Raw genomic sequence first — 15,297 nt, 5'->3', positions numbered from 1 at the left:
CCGCAAGCGGGAGGGGGTTAGGGGGTGGGCAAGCGCAACATCAAAGGCGATCTGAAACGGCCACCTCACAATCAAAATTCTAATGGCCGACACCACCAGCATTTGCCAATCTGGTGCCCCCGAATTCCAACCACGTCTCCACGAGGTAAGAATCACATGGCTGCAGACATCACCTTCTACACCAACCCCATGTCGCGCGGGCAGATCGCCCGCTGGATGCTGGAAGAAGTTGGCCAGCCCTATGACATGATCATCCTGGACTACGGCACCACCATGAAGGCGGCCAATTATCTCGCCATCAATCCGATGGGCAAGGTTCCCGCCATCGTGCACAAGGGCAAGGTCGTGACCGAAGCCGCCGCGATCTGCGCCTATCTGGCCGACGCTTTCCCCGCCGCAGCCCTCGCGCCTCCGCCGGAGGATCGGGCAGATTATTATCGCTGGCTGTTCTTCGCGGCTGGCCCGGTGGAGGCGGCTGTTTCCAACAAGGCGACGGGCCTCACCGTTCCTGAAGACCGCGAACGCTCCATGGGCTACGGCACCTATGATCAGACACTCGCAACGCTGGAACAGGCCGTGTCGGGCGATCAATGGATCTGCGGCGACCAGTTCACGGCAGCTGATGTCTATGTTGGCTCCCAGATCGATTGGGGGATGAGTTTCGGCACTATGCCGGTTCGTCCTGCTTTCGAAACCTATGCCGCCCGCCTGCGCGAGCGCCCCGCTTACAAGCGGCAGAAAGAACTCGACGGCGTCCTAATCGCGCAGATGCAAAATTCGGCCTGAACCCTCAAAGCCTCCCATAACAAAAGGCCCGGCGGATCACTCCACCGGGCCTTTTCAATTCGTCTGCAAAAGCGCGATCAGTCGCGGTTGCCCATGAAGCGCAGCAGGAACAGGAACATGTTGATGAAGTCGAGATAGAGGTTCAACGCCCCCATCACCACCGACTTGCCCATCATGTCCGTGCCCGCAACATGAGCGTAAATGCTCTTGATCTTCTGCGTATCGTAAGCGGTCAAGCCAGCGAACAGCAGCACGCCGATGAAGCTCACGACCATGTCCATGGCGCTCGACCGCAGGAACAGGTTGATCAGCATCGCAACCAGCAGACCGACCACGCCCATGATCAGAAACGTGCCGAAGCCCGACAGATCCTTCTTGGTCGTGTATCCCCACAGGCTAAGGCCTGCAAAGGCCGCCGCCGTCGCGAAGAATGTCTGCGCAACCGACGTACCGGTATAAACCAGCAGAATGGAGGATAGCGAGAGCCCCATCGTCACCGCATAGGCCCAGAACATGGCCTGCATTGCGACAGTCGAGAGGCGATTCATGCCAAAGCTCATGACCATCACAAAGGCCAGAGGCGCGAACATGATGACATATTTCAGAATGCCAGGGCCAGCCAGGATCTGATAGGCGAACCCGCTGGAAGCGAACAACATGGCGACGATCCCCGTCAGCAGCACGCCACTCGCCATATAATTATAAACCGACAGCATATAGCTGCGCAGGCCAGCGTCGAAAGCCTCGCCGCGCGCAACCGTCGTCCCGCCGAAACCGGCAATGTCCGAGCGGGGGTCAGACCAATTGGCCATGAGATAATCTCCTTCACCGGCGCACTTCACCGACATTGCTATTATCGCCATATCTGGCCGCTAATTCAAGGGAAGAGCGACCGAAATGCCCTAACAACATGCTGGAGCATGATCCGATCAGATTGATCGGACCCTGCACTATATAATCTTCAGTTTTCCGCCTTTTCCGCCCAGCAGCTAGTGACACCCGCTTGGAAAACAGCCTGGGGCCTCGCGCCTTCTCATTCGGCGTACTCAACCGCTCCCGCTGACACCATCGCGCCGCCTTACTATACCGGCATGATGCACCGCCTGTTCGTTGCCATTCGCCCGCCGGAACAAATCCGGGCGCATCTCTTGTCGCTGATGAGCGGCATCGCTGGCGCACGATGGAAAATTGAGGATCAACTGCACCTGACCTTACGCTTTGTCGGAAACGCCGACCGGCACCAGGCCAACGACCTAGCCGGGGCATTATCAGCCGTGCGCTTCGCTCCTTTCGCGATCTCCCTGTCCGGCCTCGGACAATTCGAACGCAAAGGACGCACCGACACCTTGTGGGCAGCCGTTCAACCTCGCGATGCGCTCGACCAGCTTCATCGGAAGATCGACCGCGCCTGTGTTGCGGCGGGCTTTCCGGCTGAGCAACGCGCCTATCTGCCCCACATCACTCTCGCCCGCTTCGGCCGCGACGGAGGCAGCACCGACGGCTTCCTGACCTATCATGCCGGACTCGCCAGTCCCCCGTTCCTGGTGGATGAATTTGCCCTTTTCGAAAGCCACCTGACGCAGAATGGAGCGCATTATGAAATGGCGGCAGCATATCCTGCCGACCCCTCCGCCCTCTAAAATACTCGTCCGCCCGCCGGCTTCAGTCGGCGGACAATATACCACAGGCAATGCGCCCGCCTGCGTTACCCGCAGGATCGGTCTTGTTGTCATCCGCCTGAGCATGGATCACGATGGCGGCGCCATCTGCGTCCAGGACCGCATTGGTCCCACTGCGCAAGGTCGCGCCGGGGACCACGAACTCCATTCGCCCAGTCCCATCCGGTCCAGCGGTCAGGTTTGGCATGTCTCCCATATGCATGCCCGCCGGGTTATCCCGGCCATGTTGGCGCGCGGTTGGATTCCAATGGCCGCCCGCGCTGGTGAAGTCGGGCGGCGTGCATGTTCCGGTCATGTGGATATGGACCGCATGAATACCAGGCGTGAGTCCACTTGCCTGCACATCGACATGCAGGCCATCCGTCGCTTCCGTCACCTTGGCTTCGCCCCGAGCCGACCCGTCCGCAGCCAACAAGACAGCGCGGGCATTTAGCATCCCGGCCGACCCGGAATTCAAAGCCCCGCCATCCCCGCTCGCGCAGGCAGTCAGGCAAAGTGCGAGGGGCGCAAAGACGATTAGGGCGTTTTTCATGATCAAATGCACTCCCGGTGAAGCAATAGCTGGCGAACGCAACAAGTCGCCATTTGTTGCGCATATAGTCCACAATGCCAAGCGATCTCCCCAACGCTGACGGCCAGACGGTGGCTATGAAACCACTCGCTCGCCGATGCGCCTGATCACCGCAAAGGAAAAGGGGCCGGTCTTTCGACCAGCCCCTCAACCTTGTTCCATCCGCGAAGATGGAAATCTTGCTTACTGACCCGAACCCGGACCGTAAGTGATTTCCACGCGACGGTTCTGCAGTTCGCGAACACCGTCGGCGGTTTCGACGCGGGGGTTCGATTCACCGAACGCCTGGGTCGTGATCACGCCGTCAGGGATACCCTTCGACGAGATGTAGGCCTTGACCGCGTCAGCACGGCGCTGCGACAGGCCGACGTTGTACGATGCCGAACCCGAACGGTCCGCATAACCTGCCAGCATGACCTGGGCGCTGCCGCAGTTGCTGTAGGCCGAAACCGCGTTGTCCAGAATGGTGGCGGCATCAGGCGTGACGTCCGACTTGTCCCATTCGAAGAACACGATGTACGGCCCGGGGCTGCACTCAGCGACCGGCGGAGGCGGCGGAGGCGGCGGCGGGGGCGGCGGGGGCGGCGGCGGCGGCGGCGGCGGAGCAGCCGGTTCACCACCGAAGTTGTAGGTCAGGCCCAGCAGAAGGCTGTGCGTACGCAGCTTGGTGCTGACATCGCCACCGGCAACGCCCACCGCAGTGGTGTAGGCCGGAACCAGGTCGATGTTGTCCTGGTTGAAGAAGCGATACTTCAGCGACACGTCAACATTGTTGGTCAGCGGATAACGAACGCCCGCAATCGCCTGCCAGGCGAAGCCGGTGTCGCTGTCGTTGACCAGATCATTGGCCAGCTTGGCGCGCGAAACGCCAACGCCGCCACCGACGAAGCCCTGCAGGCCGTCGTCCGAACCGAAGTCAAGCAGACCGTTCAGCATGAACGAAAGGGCCGACGCGGAACCGCCGAAACCGCTGTTGTCCAGGTCAACCTTGGCACGCTTGTAACCAGCTTCGGCTTCAAGACGGAAACCGCCGAAGTCGTAACCGATGACCGCATCACCGTCCCAACCCTTGTGGTAGTCGACATTTTCCAGCGTGGTGCTGGCAGTGCCAAGACCAGTCGTCGGATCGATACCGGGCGTGAAGGTTATGTCCTGATCTTCAACAATGGTAACACCGGAATCGATTCCGATATACCAGCTGTTATCACGCGCCAGGGCCGGGGTGGCCAGGGCGGAGGAGGCAAGCACAGCCGCGAGGGCAAGCTTCCGCATTTGAATTCCCCTTTCAAAAGTGTCACGAAGGACTGCTGAAACCATGTATCGGCAAGAAAGTTTCATGGCAAGTCCACAATTGGTGAAACTGTTGCTCAAATACATCACACGGCTCCAGAAGCCCCGTAGCATAAGCATTTCCGCACGCCTCTATTGTAAAAGATGGACACCCCTCAAGTCATGGTTCGATCAGTCCGTGACTGCGCATCGCATTTAAAATCGCGACCAGGGAACTTCTCGCCTCACTGTCGACGGAGCTTCCCCCCACGGGGTTGGCTATGGCCGGTTGCCGCGCCCCCGCAATCCGCTCGCCCTCGACATAGAAGCCGTCGCTGCGAGCCGCTGCATCCTGCCAATCGCTGCCGTCGAAATACATCGAGTGCCCCCGGTCCACGACCCGCAGCCTCAAGCCCGCACGCGGCGCGACAAACCGCCATCCGCCTCCAGTCCAACAGGCGACCGACCCATCCTGCCCCGACCAGCTTTCTGAAGCGCCTTCCGCCACGATCCAACACTGGCCCTCATCGGGCGAAGTTGGCGGCACATCCTCGTCAGCGCTTTCCACCGCGCCATGCAGCAGCATGTCGATCCGTGCCAACGCCTCGTTGTGAAAGACTTCCTTCTGTGCCTGCCCGGCGAAAAGCTGGGGCAGTGCCCAGCGAGGCGTCGCATCGCTCGTCATGATCGAACTTCCTTTTTCCAATTGTCGGTTATCAAAGCGGCAAGACGATCCGCGCTGCCCGTCCCAGGGCGAAAGAGCCGATCTGCCGCACCTCGATCGTCAATGCGCCGCCGCCATCCGCGTCGAATGCGTCCGCGTCATATGTCCATGACGGCGATGTGGTTTCGATCCGGCGCATCAAGGTGCCATCCGCCAGCACGCGCAGTTCGTAACGCTCGCTCTCCTCGCCCAGCGGCACATCCGCCCCGCTGATCCAGCGCCAGCCATTCCTGCTCCGCCGGACCCAGCTCAGATTCCATCCCCCCGCCCCGTCGGCAACAGCGCGAAGGTGAACGGGCGCCACCGGCGTCACCGCTTCCCCGCTGACGGTCAGCTCTGCCTCTACCGGCTCCGCATCGCCAATCCCGACCGCCGAAAGCCGCAGCGTGCTGCCGATCTCGCCATTGCCCAAGCCTGCAAAAGGTTCGGCGAGCCGCTCCTCCTCGATCAGCAGAAACGGCTCGCCAGCGACATGCGCATCCATAGCCCATTCGGTCCCGAACAATCCCCGCCGCAGCCCTTCCAGCCGGAAGCTCGCCGCGCCCGTCTGCACCGCGCGGGAAAATTGCAGAAGCTCCCGTCCAACCATGCAAAGATTGCGTCCCTGCGCCAAAGCCGCCTCATCCGCATCGCCAAGCTCCATGTCCGCCGCCAGCAGCGTCACATGCAAGCTGTTGACCAGATCGATCAGAGCCCAGCTCCCCGGCCCCAACGCCTCGTCGGCCTCCCCCATCACGGCACGCGGCGCAGTGCGGCCGACCGGATTGGCTTCCCCCGTCTCACTCATCACGAACAGGGCCGCGTTCCTCCACCCCTCCCCGCCACTGGCCGCCGCAGCGATCAACGGCGCGGTGGCCGCCGCCTCCCGCAGCGGCGGAAGGTCGGTCAGCATCAATACAGTAGGTCCATGCGGCGCATCCGCCTGCCGCACGATCGCGCCGGAGGACGCTCCCGCAGGCAAGACGCCTCCCGCCCCCGGCACCCGCCGCAGCGCCAACCGAACGGCCATGGCTTCCCATTCCCGTTCCTCCACCCGCCAGCGGCCCGGCATGGCCTCGACCGTCACCAGATCACCGGGCTCATGGCGCAGGGCGTCCCACCCGCACCGCAGCGTCATGGCGGATCGGCCCGTCCAGTCATGACCAAGATGACGGGCCGCCAGACGGCGCGCAGCATCGCCAGACATGGTGACCGGCAGATCGATCCCGCGCTCGACCCGCCCCGCCCCCGGCCGACTGACGCGCTGCACCCCCGCCTGATAGTCCCGCGCCGCATCATAATGGCGCAGCGACAGCGCCAGCGGCACCGCATCGGCGCTTTCCCCCGACTGTTCGACGGCATCGATGGCACGCCCATTGATACGCTTGCACAAAGTGCCCGCGCCGATCTCACCACCCGTCTCATCGCCCCCCGTGCCGGTCAGCCGCAGCCCATCTTCACCAGCAACAAAGGCAAGGTCCCATGCCTCCACCAGCGGACCAATCGCATCGATCACATCAGCTCCGCCCGCCGCAAAGCCATCGACGGCCCCGTCTGCGGCAGCAGCAAGCGCGCCACCACTCAGATCGACGGCCACCGTCCCGATCGTCACCACCCCCTCATCCGCCTCCACCTCAAAGGTCAGCGAAGGAATGCGATTGCCATAATCGGCAAGCTGAAGATCCTCGAACACGGCATAGGCAATGCCCCGATGCCCCGGCGTCCGGTCAACGCCCTCCGCAGAAGCGATGAGTGGATCGGCAGCCTGATCTTCGCCCCCCAAATGCAGACGGAACGCACCCAACCCCGACTTGAAATCCCCCGCAGCCCCGCGCAGCAGATTGCCGTCCGCCCATATGCGCCGCACCGCCCGCACCCGCCGCGCCGACAACGCAACCGCGAAACTCGCGGAATAGCTGTAGCTGGTGACGCTCGGCCGCCCCTTGCCACCGCCACTCTTGTTGCGCTTTTCCTTAAGGTCGGTCGCCCAGATCACCGATCCGGCGGCCCGCATCGTGCCGAACAGCTTCGGGATCTGCGCGCCATAGCTCGATGTCTGCAACTGCAATTCGGTCAGCCGCCTGCCCTCGCGCCCCTTGGGCTTGAACAGCACCGCCTGATCCAGGCTGCCGCCGATCAATCCGCCGATCGCTCCGCCCAGAGGCCCGCCGATCGCCGTGCCCAGCGCCGTCAGCACTAAAGTCGCCATGTCCGCTCCTATATCGCCCGCCAATGGCCGATGACGGGCCAGGGCGAAGGCCCCGGCGTCTCGACCACGCGCCCCAGTCCCGCATGGGCATGCACATGCCCGCCGGGGACCAAAATCATTAGATGCAACTGCAACGGCCCCGGCCGCACCAGCGCCAGGTCGCCCGCCTGCCCCCGCTCAACCGCCTGCAAGCCCGCCCGCTCCAGCCAGTCGCGCGCCAGAGCCGCATCGCCCGACCGCAGCCCATAGCCTCGCGGCGGTGTACCCTTGTGCCCCGCCTCCGCCAGCGCCAAAGCCGCCAGCCCGACGCAATCGATGCCGCTCGTCCTGCTGCGCCCTTGCAGCCGGAAAGGCACCCCCACCAGATCGCGCGCCGCCGCCACGATCCGGTCCCCCATTGCGCCGCTCACGCGCCCGGATAGCGCGTCAGAAGGTCCGTCCCCGGCAAATAAGGCTCCCCCCTGAAGTTCACGACATTGGCGAAGCGCGTCCCGCACGTATCCAACTGCCGGTCACAACCTTCCGTCAGCAGCGCCAACGTCCTCGCCGCCACCGCAAAAGATGGCGGATCGGCCAGCGTCACCCCACTAGCCCCATTATCCACCACAGCCTGCACCGCGCCTGCATTAGCGCCCGTCAGCCACCGCAAAGTGCCAAAGGCATAGACACCCACAGCCAACCCCGCCGTACTCACCTCCACATCATCGACAGCCGACACCGCCACGACCTTCCGCCGCGCCGCCAGATCGACCCGGCACTGCCGGTCCCCCAGCCGCGCCCGGCAATCGGGCGAGGTAGAGGGCGCGACCGGAGCCTTCAGCGCTGCCATCGCCCCCACCAACTCCGCCGCGAAAGCCCCGCCCTTGCGCGCCACGCTGCCAATCTCGCCCTTCGCGAGCATCAGCCACATCTCGCCCGGCGCCTCCCACTCCGTCAGCCGCAACTCCAGCGCGGCCCCATCCCAGCGCCCCGCCATCAAATCCGCCTCATTGATCGCATCCGCAATCAGCGCGCCAGCCAAGTCGGTATCGCCCGCCTCCGCACTGATCCCGCTGCGAATGGCCGAAGGGGTCATCCCCGGCGCGGCACGATAGCGCACATGCCCAATCTCCAGATCGCGGTCATGGCTCGTCAGCCCGATCGTCACGCCATCCCGCCGCTCCAGCCGCCAGCAGAAAGCGAGCGTCGCCAGCGGCTTGTCCAAAGCCTCCAGCCCGCTCATTCCCGTATCTCCACGAGCGGCACCGAAGGCGCCTCCCCCGCCGCAAAGGTCGCGCGGTTCACGTCCAGCCTGTCCTCGGCAAAGCGCACCGGCACGTCGAATCGAAACCCCGCCGTCAGCAACGCGCCCACCGCCGGAGCCTCATCAAAGGCGATGACGCCCAATCCCGCATGGCTCCAGCCGTCAGTCAGCTCCACGCCGTCCACCGCCACGCGAATGCTGCCCGTCACCGGCCGGGTAATCCGCCGCACCTGCGCCTCCTCACCCTCGCCATAATAGCGCTGCAACGGAAACTCCGTCCGCACGCCATCCCCCGTCCCCAGACGCTGATCCAGCGCGCCCGGCGCCATCCCCGGCGCACAGCTCCGATCATCATAGGGATCGGTAAAGCGAAACCCCCGCGACGCCCCGCGACGCGCCCGGAAAAAGGCGATCAGCTCGACAATGTCCGCCTCCGATCGCACCCCCGGCCCCGCATCGAAGGACAGCCGCGCATCCGCCCAGTCGCTGCTCCGCCGCTCATGCCCGGACGGGCTTTCCACCACCTGCGTCGAAAAAGCAGGCGACAGGCTCGCGTCCCGCCCGATGGCGATCGGAAACGCCACATCGTCAAAGGCTTGCATGTCATCATCCCCCTGAAGTCTGAAGCAGGTGAAGCCATCCCGCGCCACCTGCGGCAGCGCCCAGACAAAGGTCGCCGCCGTCCCCCGCCGCACCGCCGCCTCCGCCGCGTCAGCAATCAGCCGCCACTGCGCCGCCTGCTCAGCCAGCAGCACGAAGCCCGAAAAATAATGCTGCTCGTCCACCGGATAACCGAGCCGCGCCGTCGCCACCTCGATCCCCCGAGCCGTGCGCGTAGGGCGCCCCTCCGTCACCCAGTCATAATCCTCCAGCTGCAACACATCGAAGGCAGGCGCAGCCCACCCCACCGGCATGTTCGCCCGCTTGGCCTCCGGCGCGAGCGGATCGAGCACCGTCGGCAGATAAGCGAGCAAATGCGTCACCGCCCCCGGCGCCACCCCCTTCACCCAGGCGCACAGCGCCGCCGTCGAAGCCGCCAGCACCGCCCCCGCCTGATCCAGCACAGCCTTTTGCGGCTCACTCAACGTCCCCCGCACATCGCTGATCGACACCCGACTCCCACCAAAGGCCACCTGCGCCGCCGCGTCATAAATGCAGATCCGCCCATCGACAGGCATCACCCACCACCACGGTTCACCCACCTGAAACTTGATCGAAATTCCGGCGCTCAAACCAATGGAAACAAACGCCCCCGCAACCAGCCGCAAATAACTCATCGCCCCATCATGCGCAGGCGACAGCAAAGTCGAAGGCGGCGACCATCCTGTCAGCGCCGGATCGCCATTCTCCGCCCGCTGCTTCCAATCATTCCAGCAATGCGCGTCCAGCAACTCGTAGGAAAGCGACCAGATCACCCCCAGCCCCAGCGCCTTTGCCCGCCGCGCAAAGTCCGCATGCCACGCCGCACAGGGCGCGTTCAACACGCCTCCCGCCAGGCTCACATAAAAACCGCCACCCAGCGGTTCGAGCCGGAAATAATGGCTCATCCCCACATAATGATTGATGTCGCCGCGATAGCCGAGCGCATGGATAGCATCGACAATCCGTTCAGGCGTCTGGTTGAAACAATCATCATAGCCCGTCGCCATAGACAGCCCATGTTCCGGCACCATCACATCGCCAACGCTCAGCACCGACCCCGCGCCATCGCAACGCATGCCCGACAGCTCGACCCAGCCCTCAACGCCCGCCACGAAAGCCGTAGTCCCAGCATCATAATCCGGCGCGCCGAGCGAAATGAACATCCGATCCACATCACCCGCCCAAACCGGATCAGCCTCGCCCGGCAGCAAGAACCCGCCATCCAAATCAGCGAAGTTCAGAACAATATCAGCATCTTCTGCCGATCCGCTCGCATAGTTCCAAAGCCGCACATACCAAGAGCGCGGACTACCTCCCGCATCCCGCCCCTCGATCGTCAGCGTAGGCCCATGCACCTCGTCCAGCCGCTTCAGTCCCCCGCTCCGCCAACGGAACCGCAACACACAAACCCGAAAATCGCGAGCCGTCTCATAAGCGAGAAGCGGATGGCTCCACTTGTCCTCCGCCTCCCAGATCAACCCCGCAAGATCGCCCGAGCCATAAAAGACCGCATCCACCCGCAATGCATCAGGCGCCGTCGTGACGACACTCGCCATCATCGGCCGCGGGAAATTCACCGTCCAATGCGTTGGCGCGAAACGCTTTATGAAGCGCTCCTCCTGCCCCCGCCGCGCGTCCGCCAGCCAATAGCCAAGCCCACTCATCCGTTCAGCGCCCCCCTGACCGCCCGCGCCACCTGCCGCGCACTCCGCGCCAGCATCCGCGCATTGTCGAACCCTTCGCCACGCCCCTGCACCGCGATGTTCACCCGCACATCCCGCGCACCCGCGCCACCATTCGCCATCACCTGCCCGCTCGCCGTGGGCACAAACAGTTCAGGCCCCCGCTCACCCACCACATAGGCCCGCCCCGGCGACACCGGCCCACCCGTCGCCCGCCCAGGCAGCCCGAGCGCCGCCGCTCCCAACGTCAGCAAGGAACCCCCGACGCCCCCAACACTCCCGGCACCAGACCGCACCGCCCCCGCCGCAATCTCTTCCAGCACCGACAGCGCGACCTGCTTCAGTTCCTCAAACCCAAAGCGCCCGCTCCGCACCGCACGAAGCAACCCCTGCTCAATCCGCCGCCCAGCCCGCTCCGCACCCGAAGCCAGCGGCCCTTCCAACGCCCCCCGCATCGCTTCCACATCCCGCGAAAGCCCCTGCGTATCCGCCCGAACCCGCACCACCAGCGTCTCGATTTCCTCGTCCATGACCCGCTCCCAACCTGCAATAGCCCCTCCCCTTCAGGGGAGGGGTTGGGGTGGGGGCTAGCCCCACATCACCCGCCTCAATCCGGCATCACCCCCCGAAGCCGCGCCAACTCCCCCTTATCAACCCCAACCACCGGCTCCTCCTCACCCCGAGCCGCCCGCAAAACCGCCTCCAGCTCCACCGGCGTCGCGCGCCAAAACTCATCCGGCCGCCACCCCAGCAACCATCCCGCGACGCCAGCCAGCCGCGCCGCCGCTTTGAAGAAGCTCATCGTCCCCCCAAAATCTGCCTGATGATCCCACTCAGCACCGGCGACAGCTTCGCCAGCCCCGCCTCAACAATCGCCTCGCCCAGCTTGTCGCGCGTCAGCCCCACAGGCGGATCGGCCAGGCAATGCCAAAACAGCCCCGCCATATCGGCAAGCGACAACTTCCCCTGCGCCGCCCGGTCCACCAGCTCAAACAGCGGCCCCAATTCCTGCTCCGCCGCCACCAGCGCCGCAAAGCTCGGCCGCAGCCGCAAAGCCTCGCCAGCCACCTCCAGCGCAGCCTCGCCGCGTGCCTCATTCACCGCGCTCATTCCGACACCACCGGGCCGGAGCTTTCCAGGCTAAGCGCATAATTACGCTCACCATTATAATCGCCCGCATAGTCGAGCCGCGTGACCAGAAAGCGCCCACGCATCCGTTCGCCACTTTCAAAGCTCAATTCAAACTGCTCGATAGTCCCAGCCAGCGCATGATTGCGAATGCGCACCTCCGCCGCCGACCCGGTAAATATCCCGGCCGCCGACACACTGACAGACCGCACCCCCGCGCCCGACAGCAACTCGCGCCACCCACCGGAATCCTTGGACGTCACATTGACGCCCTCGCCGTTCACCGACAGCTGCGTGGTCCGCATCCCGGCCACCGTCGCATAGGCCACAGGCGACCCGCCATCGCCTACTTTCAATAGAAACGCGCTTCCCTTTTCCACTGCCATGGAGCATTCTCCTGTAAGATAAACCGTGCCTGAATTGCGATTGGAGAGGTTCGAATGCTGTTCGTTGCTCCCCTCATGATGATGCTGGCCGCCTCGGCCCAAAACGGCGATGCCGTCGGCGCTGGCCGCAAGGCTTTTTCCGAGTGCTTGTCGAAAGAGATCAGCCCCGCGCTGGACAGGAAACTGTCGCTCAGCGACTTCCAGTCCACGCTGAAATCGAAATGCAGCGCCAAGGAAGCCGCCTTCCGCGCCGCGATCGTTGCCGACGACAAATCCACTGGCATGTCCGACAAGGACGCCCAAGCCGACGCCGACGACCAGATCGCCGAATATGTCGACAAGATCACCGGCGAGTTCGAGGATTATTCCAAGCCCGGCGGTTGAAGGGCGCGGAGTCCTACGCGCACAGCCCAACCACCCCCGTTCGGGCTGAGCTTGTCGAAGCCCTCCACTTCTTAAAAGAGAAGACCCTTCGACAAGCTCAGGGCGAACGGAGGAGAGGTGGTAGTCCCAATGGCAAGTGCTAGGGCCTAACCCGCCTCCCGAACCACCCGCACCCGATAATCGATCACCGCCTGCCACGCGTCCTTCTCGCGCCCCTTCACCACCCGCGACCGGATCAACCGCACCCCCACAATCCGCCAGCCCTCGGCCAATTCCAAAACCTGCATCACGCCATCAACGCGCTCCAGCAGCACCGCCAGCAGCCCCGGCGTCTCCCCCGCATCATTCAGCCCAATCGTCAGCCGCAGCTCACGCCCATCCACATCCTTCGCGCCCCACTCGCTGGCGATACACTCCCCAACCACCGCATAAGGCACGCTAGCCCGCACTGGCTGACCATCGAACAGGCCATTCAACCCGGCCATCAAGTCCGCATCACCGCCCAGAGCAGCAATCACCGCCGCCCGCACCTTCACTTCCGCACTCATCCCCCGCCCCTCACCCTCTCGCGCAGATCAAGGTCGCCCAGCCATCGCCGCATCAGCGCCCGCCCCGACAACAGCACAGCCTCCCCCTCGATCCGCGCATCCTCCATGCCAGCCGCCAGCATCGCCTCGGCCACTTGCCCACGCCGCCGCGCCGCCCGCGCCTCAACCAGCCGCGCCAACGTCGCCAGCTTCATGCCAGCCGCATCCGCCGCCACGGCCGCCACAGCGCGCTCACCACCGCAGGCGGGGTCGCCACATCACCGCCACGCGCGGAAAAATGCTCCGCCGCCAGCCGGACGATCCCCTGCCGGATCGGCTCGGGCAGTCCATCCGCGTCCTCGGCCATCCCCGCCCGGTAATGCACCGCCAGCACCCGCTCGCCAGCCAAGGGCCGCGCCCGCACCCAACCATCCCCCGCCGCATCGATATCAACCGAATAGGTATCGACAGCCAGCGCTTGCCCCGCGCCATCAGGCCCCACCGCATCGACCCCCAGGATCGCCACCACCGGTGTAGCGGACAGCCGCTGCCATCCCTCATCGGCCCGCACCGTCTCCCGCGCCTCGCCAATGATCAGCCATTGCCCCAGAAACTGCTCGCACAACGCCGTCGCACTTCTAAGCAGCCCCTCGAGCAACCCATCCTCGCCACTCCCACTAATCCGCAGATAATCCTTCAATTCCGCCAGCGACGCCGCCGCCACCCCAGCCTCTTCCCGCACCAACACCAACCGCCCCTCCCACAAAAAAGGAGGGCGCCCCGCACGGACGCCCCCAAACCTTCTCCCGCAGGCGGGAGAAGGATACGAAGCCTTGGCCCGGAACGGGCCTAGGCGCAGTTGGATGAGGGTTTAAGAAGCCGCGAACTTCATCAGCTTGATCGCCTCCGAGTTGGCAACCGCGCCACCAATCCGCTTCACCGCATAGAAATGCACGAACGGCTTGTTGCTGAACGGATCGCGCAGGATGCTCGTCTCGCTACGCTCCGAAATCACATAGCCCGCCTGGAAATTACCAAAGGCGATCGACAGCGAGCCCGCCGCGATATCCGGCATGTCCTCGGCCTCCACCACCGGATAGCCCAGCAGCGTCGCAGGCTGCCCAGCGCTCAGCGAAGGCTGCCAGATAAACGCCCCATCGCTCGTCTTCATCTTGCGAATAACGGCCAGCGTCGCCGAATTCATGACAAAGCACGCCCCCTGACGATAGGGCGCACGCAGGCTCTGCACCAGGTCGATCAGCTTCTCCTGACCCGACGCAGCAAAAGCACCCGAAGCCCCCGAAGCCACATATTGCAGCGATCCGAACGCACGCACGCTGTCCGCCTCATTGGTCGCCGTATAGGTCAGGAACCCCTTGGGCTTGTTCGTGCCATTGCCATTGACAAAGGCCGCCCCCTCCGCCGCCGCAAATTCACGGGCGATCTCGCCCGCCAGCCAGCCTTCGACATCAAACTGCGCATCATCCAGCATCGCCTGGCTTGCCGCCGGATTGGCATAAAGCTCACCATAAGGCGGCACGATCTCATTAAAGCTCGGCGTCGCCGTCTCGGCCCGAGCACCCGTCTCACTCGCCCAGCCCGACACGATGCCGCCCGAAGTCACCAGCTTGCGATAGCCAGCACTGCCGGTGCGCACGACATTGGCGACCGACCGGATCGGCGAGATGCTCTTCAGCGTAGCATCAATAATCTGGTCAATCTCACGCGGCACAGCATAGCCGCCCGCCGCACCACTCGCGCCGGAAAAGCTCTTCAGCTCAACCCCCGCCTCAAGCCCCTGCCGCACATAACGCTCCACAAAGGCGGCCCGCTTGGGATCGAACGTCCCACCCTTCACGCCATCCAGCGCAGGCCGCTGCTGCTGCACCAGCGCCCCTTTCAGCGCCACAACCTCACCCTCCAGCGCCTCGATACGCTCACCCTGCACCACCGCATCAAAGCTCGCTTCCAACTGATCCGTCATCAACCACTCCCACAAAAAAAGCGGCCCCAAAGGACCGCCCGAAAACTTCAAAATCCTCCCCATCACCGATGGGGAGGGGGACCGCCAAAGGCGGTGGAGGGGAG

Annotated in this window: 19 protein-coding genes; 3 read left to right on the top strand and 16 right to left on the bottom strand. The window is 64.1% G+C overall.

Annotated features, from left to right (window positions below; translation table 11 throughout):
• Window positions 1-156 precede the first annotated feature (156 nt).
• Entirely contained in the window at window positions 157-786 is a 630-nt protein-coding gene (locus tag ACZ5U1_RS01940) for a glutathione S-transferase family protein (protein ID WP_464779140.1), read from the top strand.
• Between the two features lie 77 nt (window positions 787-863).
• Here ACZ5U1_RS01940 and ACZ5U1_RS01935 read toward each other — a convergent pair whose 3' ends face one another.
• Window positions 864-1,598 carry a Bax inhibitor-1/YccA family protein gene (locus tag ACZ5U1_RS01935; protein ID WP_464779139.1) on the bottom strand — a complete coding sequence of 245 codons (735 nt, stop codon included), beginning with the start codon at window positions 1,596-1,598 and terminating at the stop codon, window positions 864-866.
• A 282-nt stretch (window positions 1,599-1,880) separates the two neighbouring features.
• On the opposite strand from ACZ5U1_RS01935, the gene thpR reads away from it, so the two are divergent.
• Complete coding sequence (thpR, locus tag ACZ5U1_RS01930) at window positions 1,881-2,426, top strand: RNA 2',3'-cyclic phosphodiesterase (protein WP_464779938.1); 546 nt, start codon at window positions 1,881-1,883, stop codon at window positions 2,424-2,426.
• Between the two features lie 22 nt (window positions 2,427-2,448).
• Here the strand turns inward: thpR and ACZ5U1_RS01925 are convergent, their stop codons facing one another.
• The 11 genes from ACZ5U1_RS01925 to ACZ5U1_RS01875 all read right to left on the bottom strand — a co-directional run bounded on the left by ACZ5U1_RS01925 (window position 2,449) and on the right by ACZ5U1_RS01875 (window position 12,298).
• Entirely contained in the window at window positions 2,449-2,997 is a 549-nt protein-coding gene (locus tag ACZ5U1_RS01925) for a superoxide dismutase family protein (RefSeq protein ID WP_464779138.1), read from the bottom strand.
• A gap of 222 nt (window positions 2,998-3,219) precedes the next feature.
• Window positions 3,220-4,308: an OmpA family protein gene (locus ACZ5U1_RS01920; protein WP_464772004.1), complete on the bottom strand. Its 1,089-nt coding sequence runs from the start codon at window positions 4,306-4,308 to the stop codon at window positions 3,220-3,222.
• Between the two features lie 178 nt (window positions 4,309-4,486).
• Window positions 4,487-4,990 (bottom strand): DUF2793 domain-containing protein, encoded by a 504-nt coding sequence (locus ACZ5U1_RS01915; RefSeq protein ID WP_464772003.1) that lies wholly within the window; start codon window positions 4,988-4,990, stop codon window positions 4,487-4,489.
• Between the two features lie 31 nt (window positions 4,991-5,021).
• On the bottom strand, window positions 5,022-7,217 hold the full coding sequence (locus ACZ5U1_RS01910) for a phage tail protein (RefSeq protein ID WP_464779137.1): 2,196 nt from the start codon (window positions 7,215-7,217) through the stop codon (window positions 5,022-5,024).
• A gap of 8 nt (window positions 7,218-7,225) precedes the next feature.
• Entirely contained in the window at window positions 7,226-7,615 is a 390-nt protein-coding gene (locus tag ACZ5U1_RS01905; RefSeq protein ID WP_464775201.1) for a peptidoglycan endopeptidase, read from the bottom strand.
• Window positions 7,616-7,623: 8 nt separating this feature from the next.
• Window positions 7,624-8,439 (bottom strand): DUF2163 domain-containing protein, encoded by an 816-nt coding sequence (locus tag ACZ5U1_RS01900; protein ID WP_464779136.1) that lies wholly within the window; start codon window positions 8,437-8,439, stop codon window positions 7,624-7,626.
• Window positions 8,436-10,766 (bottom strand): DUF2460 domain-containing protein, encoded by a 2,331-nt coding sequence (locus ACZ5U1_RS01895; protein ID WP_464779135.1) that lies wholly within the window; start codon window positions 10,764-10,766, stop codon window positions 8,436-8,438. Before ACZ5U1_RS01895 ends, ACZ5U1_RS01900 begins: the two co-directional genes overlap by 4 nt.
• Complete coding sequence (locus ACZ5U1_RS01890) at window positions 10,763-11,314, bottom strand: tail tape measure protein (RefSeq protein ID WP_464779134.1); 552 nt, start codon at window positions 11,312-11,314, stop codon at window positions 10,763-10,765. The genes ACZ5U1_RS01895 and ACZ5U1_RS01890 overlap by 4 nt, the downstream gene beginning before the upstream one ends.
• Before the next feature lie 77 nt (window positions 11,315-11,391).
• Complete coding sequence (locus tag ACZ5U1_RS01885; protein WP_464779133.1) at window positions 11,392-11,586, bottom strand: phage tail assembly chaperone; 195 nt, start codon at window positions 11,584-11,586, stop codon at window positions 11,392-11,394.
• On the bottom strand, window positions 11,583-11,894 hold the full coding sequence (locus ACZ5U1_RS01880) for a gene transfer agent family protein (protein ID WP_464779132.1): 312 nt from the start codon (window positions 11,892-11,894) through the stop codon (window positions 11,583-11,585). Before ACZ5U1_RS01880 ends, ACZ5U1_RS01885 begins: the two co-directional genes overlap by 4 nt.
• Window positions 11,891-12,298: a phage tail tube protein gene (locus tag ACZ5U1_RS01875; RefSeq protein ID WP_196225666.1), complete on the bottom strand. Its 408-nt coding sequence runs from the start codon at window positions 12,296-12,298 to the stop codon at window positions 11,891-11,893. The genes ACZ5U1_RS01880 and ACZ5U1_RS01875 overlap by 4 nt, the downstream gene beginning before the upstream one ends.
• Window positions 12,299-12,352: 54 nt before the next feature.
• Between ACZ5U1_RS01875 and ACZ5U1_RS01870 the strand changes: the two genes are divergently transcribed.
• Window positions 12,353-12,682 (top strand): hypothetical protein, encoded by a 330-nt coding sequence (locus tag ACZ5U1_RS01870; protein WP_464779131.1) that lies wholly within the window; start codon window positions 12,353-12,355, stop codon window positions 12,680-12,682.
• 146 nt (window positions 12,683-12,828) lie between these two features.
• On the opposite strand, the gene ACZ5U1_RS01865 is transcribed toward ACZ5U1_RS01870, so the two are convergent.
• The 4 genes from ACZ5U1_RS01865 to ACZ5U1_RS01850 all read right to left on the bottom strand — a co-directional run bounded on the left by ACZ5U1_RS01865 (window position 12,829) and on the right by ACZ5U1_RS01850 (window position 15,193).
• Complete coding sequence (locus tag ACZ5U1_RS01865; RefSeq protein ID WP_464779130.1) at window positions 12,829-13,230, bottom strand: DUF3168 domain-containing protein; 402 nt, start codon at window positions 13,228-13,230, stop codon at window positions 12,829-12,831.
• Window positions 13,227-13,424 (bottom strand): hypothetical protein, encoded by a 198-nt coding sequence (locus ACZ5U1_RS01860; RefSeq protein WP_464779129.1) that lies wholly within the window; start codon window positions 13,422-13,424, stop codon window positions 13,227-13,229. Before ACZ5U1_RS01860 ends, ACZ5U1_RS01865 begins: the two co-directional genes overlap by 4 nt.
• The gene (locus ACZ5U1_RS01855) at window positions 13,421-13,957 is read right to left on the bottom strand and encodes a head-tail connector protein (protein WP_464779937.1); all 537 of its coding nucleotides are present in this window, start codon (window positions 13,955-13,957) and stop codon (window positions 13,421-13,423) included. Before ACZ5U1_RS01855 ends, ACZ5U1_RS01860 begins: the two co-directional genes overlap by 4 nt.
• A 123-nt stretch (window positions 13,958-14,080) precedes the next feature.
• A complete protein-coding gene (locus ACZ5U1_RS01850; RefSeq protein ID WP_464779128.1) occupies window positions 14,081-15,193 on the bottom strand; it encodes a phage major capsid protein in 1,113 nt (370 codons plus the stop codon).
• Window positions 15,194-15,297: the final 104 nt, after the last annotated feature.

It is taken from the genome of Sphingobium sp. TomTYG72, from assembly GCF_055394715.1.
The sequence above is the reverse complement of the archived record's forward strand: the minus strand, read 5'-3'. Positions and strand labels throughout refer to the sequence as shown.

Excerpts from the sequence above, each read along its gene's own strand:
- ACZ5U1_RS01940 (WP_464779140.1), top strand. The coding sequence starts at position 157 with ATGGCTGCAGACATCACCTTCTACACCAACCCCATGTCGCGCGGGCAG.
- ACZ5U1_RS01935 (WP_464779139.1), bottom strand. The coding sequence starts at position 1,598 with ATGGCCAATTGGTCTGACCCCCGCTCGGACATTGCCGGTTTCGGCGGG.
- thpR (WP_464779938.1), top strand. The coding sequence starts at position 1,881 with ATGCACCGCCTGTTCGTTGCCATTCGCCCGCCGGAACAAATCCGGGCG.
- ACZ5U1_RS01925 (WP_464779138.1), bottom strand. The coding sequence starts at position 2,997 with ATGAAAAACGCCCTAATCGTCTTTGCGCCCCTCGCACTTTGCCTGACT.
- ACZ5U1_RS01920 (WP_464772004.1), bottom strand. The coding sequence starts at position 4,308 with ATGCGGAAGCTTGCCCTCGCGGCTGTGCTTGCCTCCTCCGCCCTGGCC.
- ACZ5U1_RS01915 (WP_464772003.1), bottom strand. The coding sequence starts at position 4,990 with ATGACGAGCGATGCGACGCCTCGCTGGGCACTGCCCCAGCTTTTCGCC.
- ACZ5U1_RS01910 (WP_464779137.1), bottom strand. The coding sequence starts at position 7,217 with ATGGCGACTTTAGTGCTGACGGCGCTGGGCACGGCGATCGGCGGGCCT.
- ACZ5U1_RS01905 (WP_464775201.1), bottom strand. The coding sequence starts at position 7,615 with ATGGGGGACCGGATCGTGGCGGCGGCGCGCGATCTGGTGGGGGTGCCT.
- ACZ5U1_RS01900 (WP_464779136.1), bottom strand. The coding sequence starts at position 8,439 with ATGAGCGGGCTGGAGGCTTTGGACAAGCCGCTGGCGACGCTCGCTTTC.
- ACZ5U1_RS01895 (WP_464779135.1), bottom strand. The coding sequence starts at position 10,766 with ATGAGTGGGCTTGGCTATTGGCTGGCGGACGCGCGGCGGGGGCAGGAG.
- ACZ5U1_RS01890 (WP_464779134.1), bottom strand. The coding sequence starts at position 11,314 with ATGGACGAGGAAATCGAGACGCTGGTGGTGCGGGTTCGGGCGGATACG.
- ACZ5U1_RS01885 (WP_464779133.1), bottom strand. The coding sequence starts at position 11,586 with ATGAGCTTCTTCAAAGCGGCGGCGCGGCTGGCTGGCGTCGCGGGATGG.
- ACZ5U1_RS01880 (WP_464779132.1), bottom strand. The coding sequence starts at position 11,894 with ATGAGCGCGGTGAATGAGGCACGCGGCGAGGCTGCGCTGGAGGTGGCT.
- ACZ5U1_RS01875 (WP_196225666.1), bottom strand. The coding sequence starts at position 12,298 with ATGGCAGTGGAAAAGGGAAGCGCGTTTCTATTGAAAGTAGGCGATGGC.
- ACZ5U1_RS01870 (WP_464779131.1), top strand. The coding sequence starts at position 12,353 with ATGCTGTTCGTTGCTCCCCTCATGATGATGCTGGCCGCCTCGGCCCAA.
- ACZ5U1_RS01865 (WP_464779130.1), bottom strand. The coding sequence starts at position 13,230 with ATGAGTGCGGAAGTGAAGGTGCGGGCGGCGGTGATTGCTGCTCTGGGC.
- ACZ5U1_RS01860 (WP_464779129.1), bottom strand. The coding sequence starts at position 13,424 with ATGAAGCTGGCGACGTTGGCGCGGCTGGTTGAGGCGCGGGCGGCGCGG.
- ACZ5U1_RS01850 (WP_464779128.1), bottom strand. The coding sequence starts at position 15,193 with ATGACGGATCAGTTGGAAGCGAGCTTTGATGCGGTGGTGCAGGGTGAG.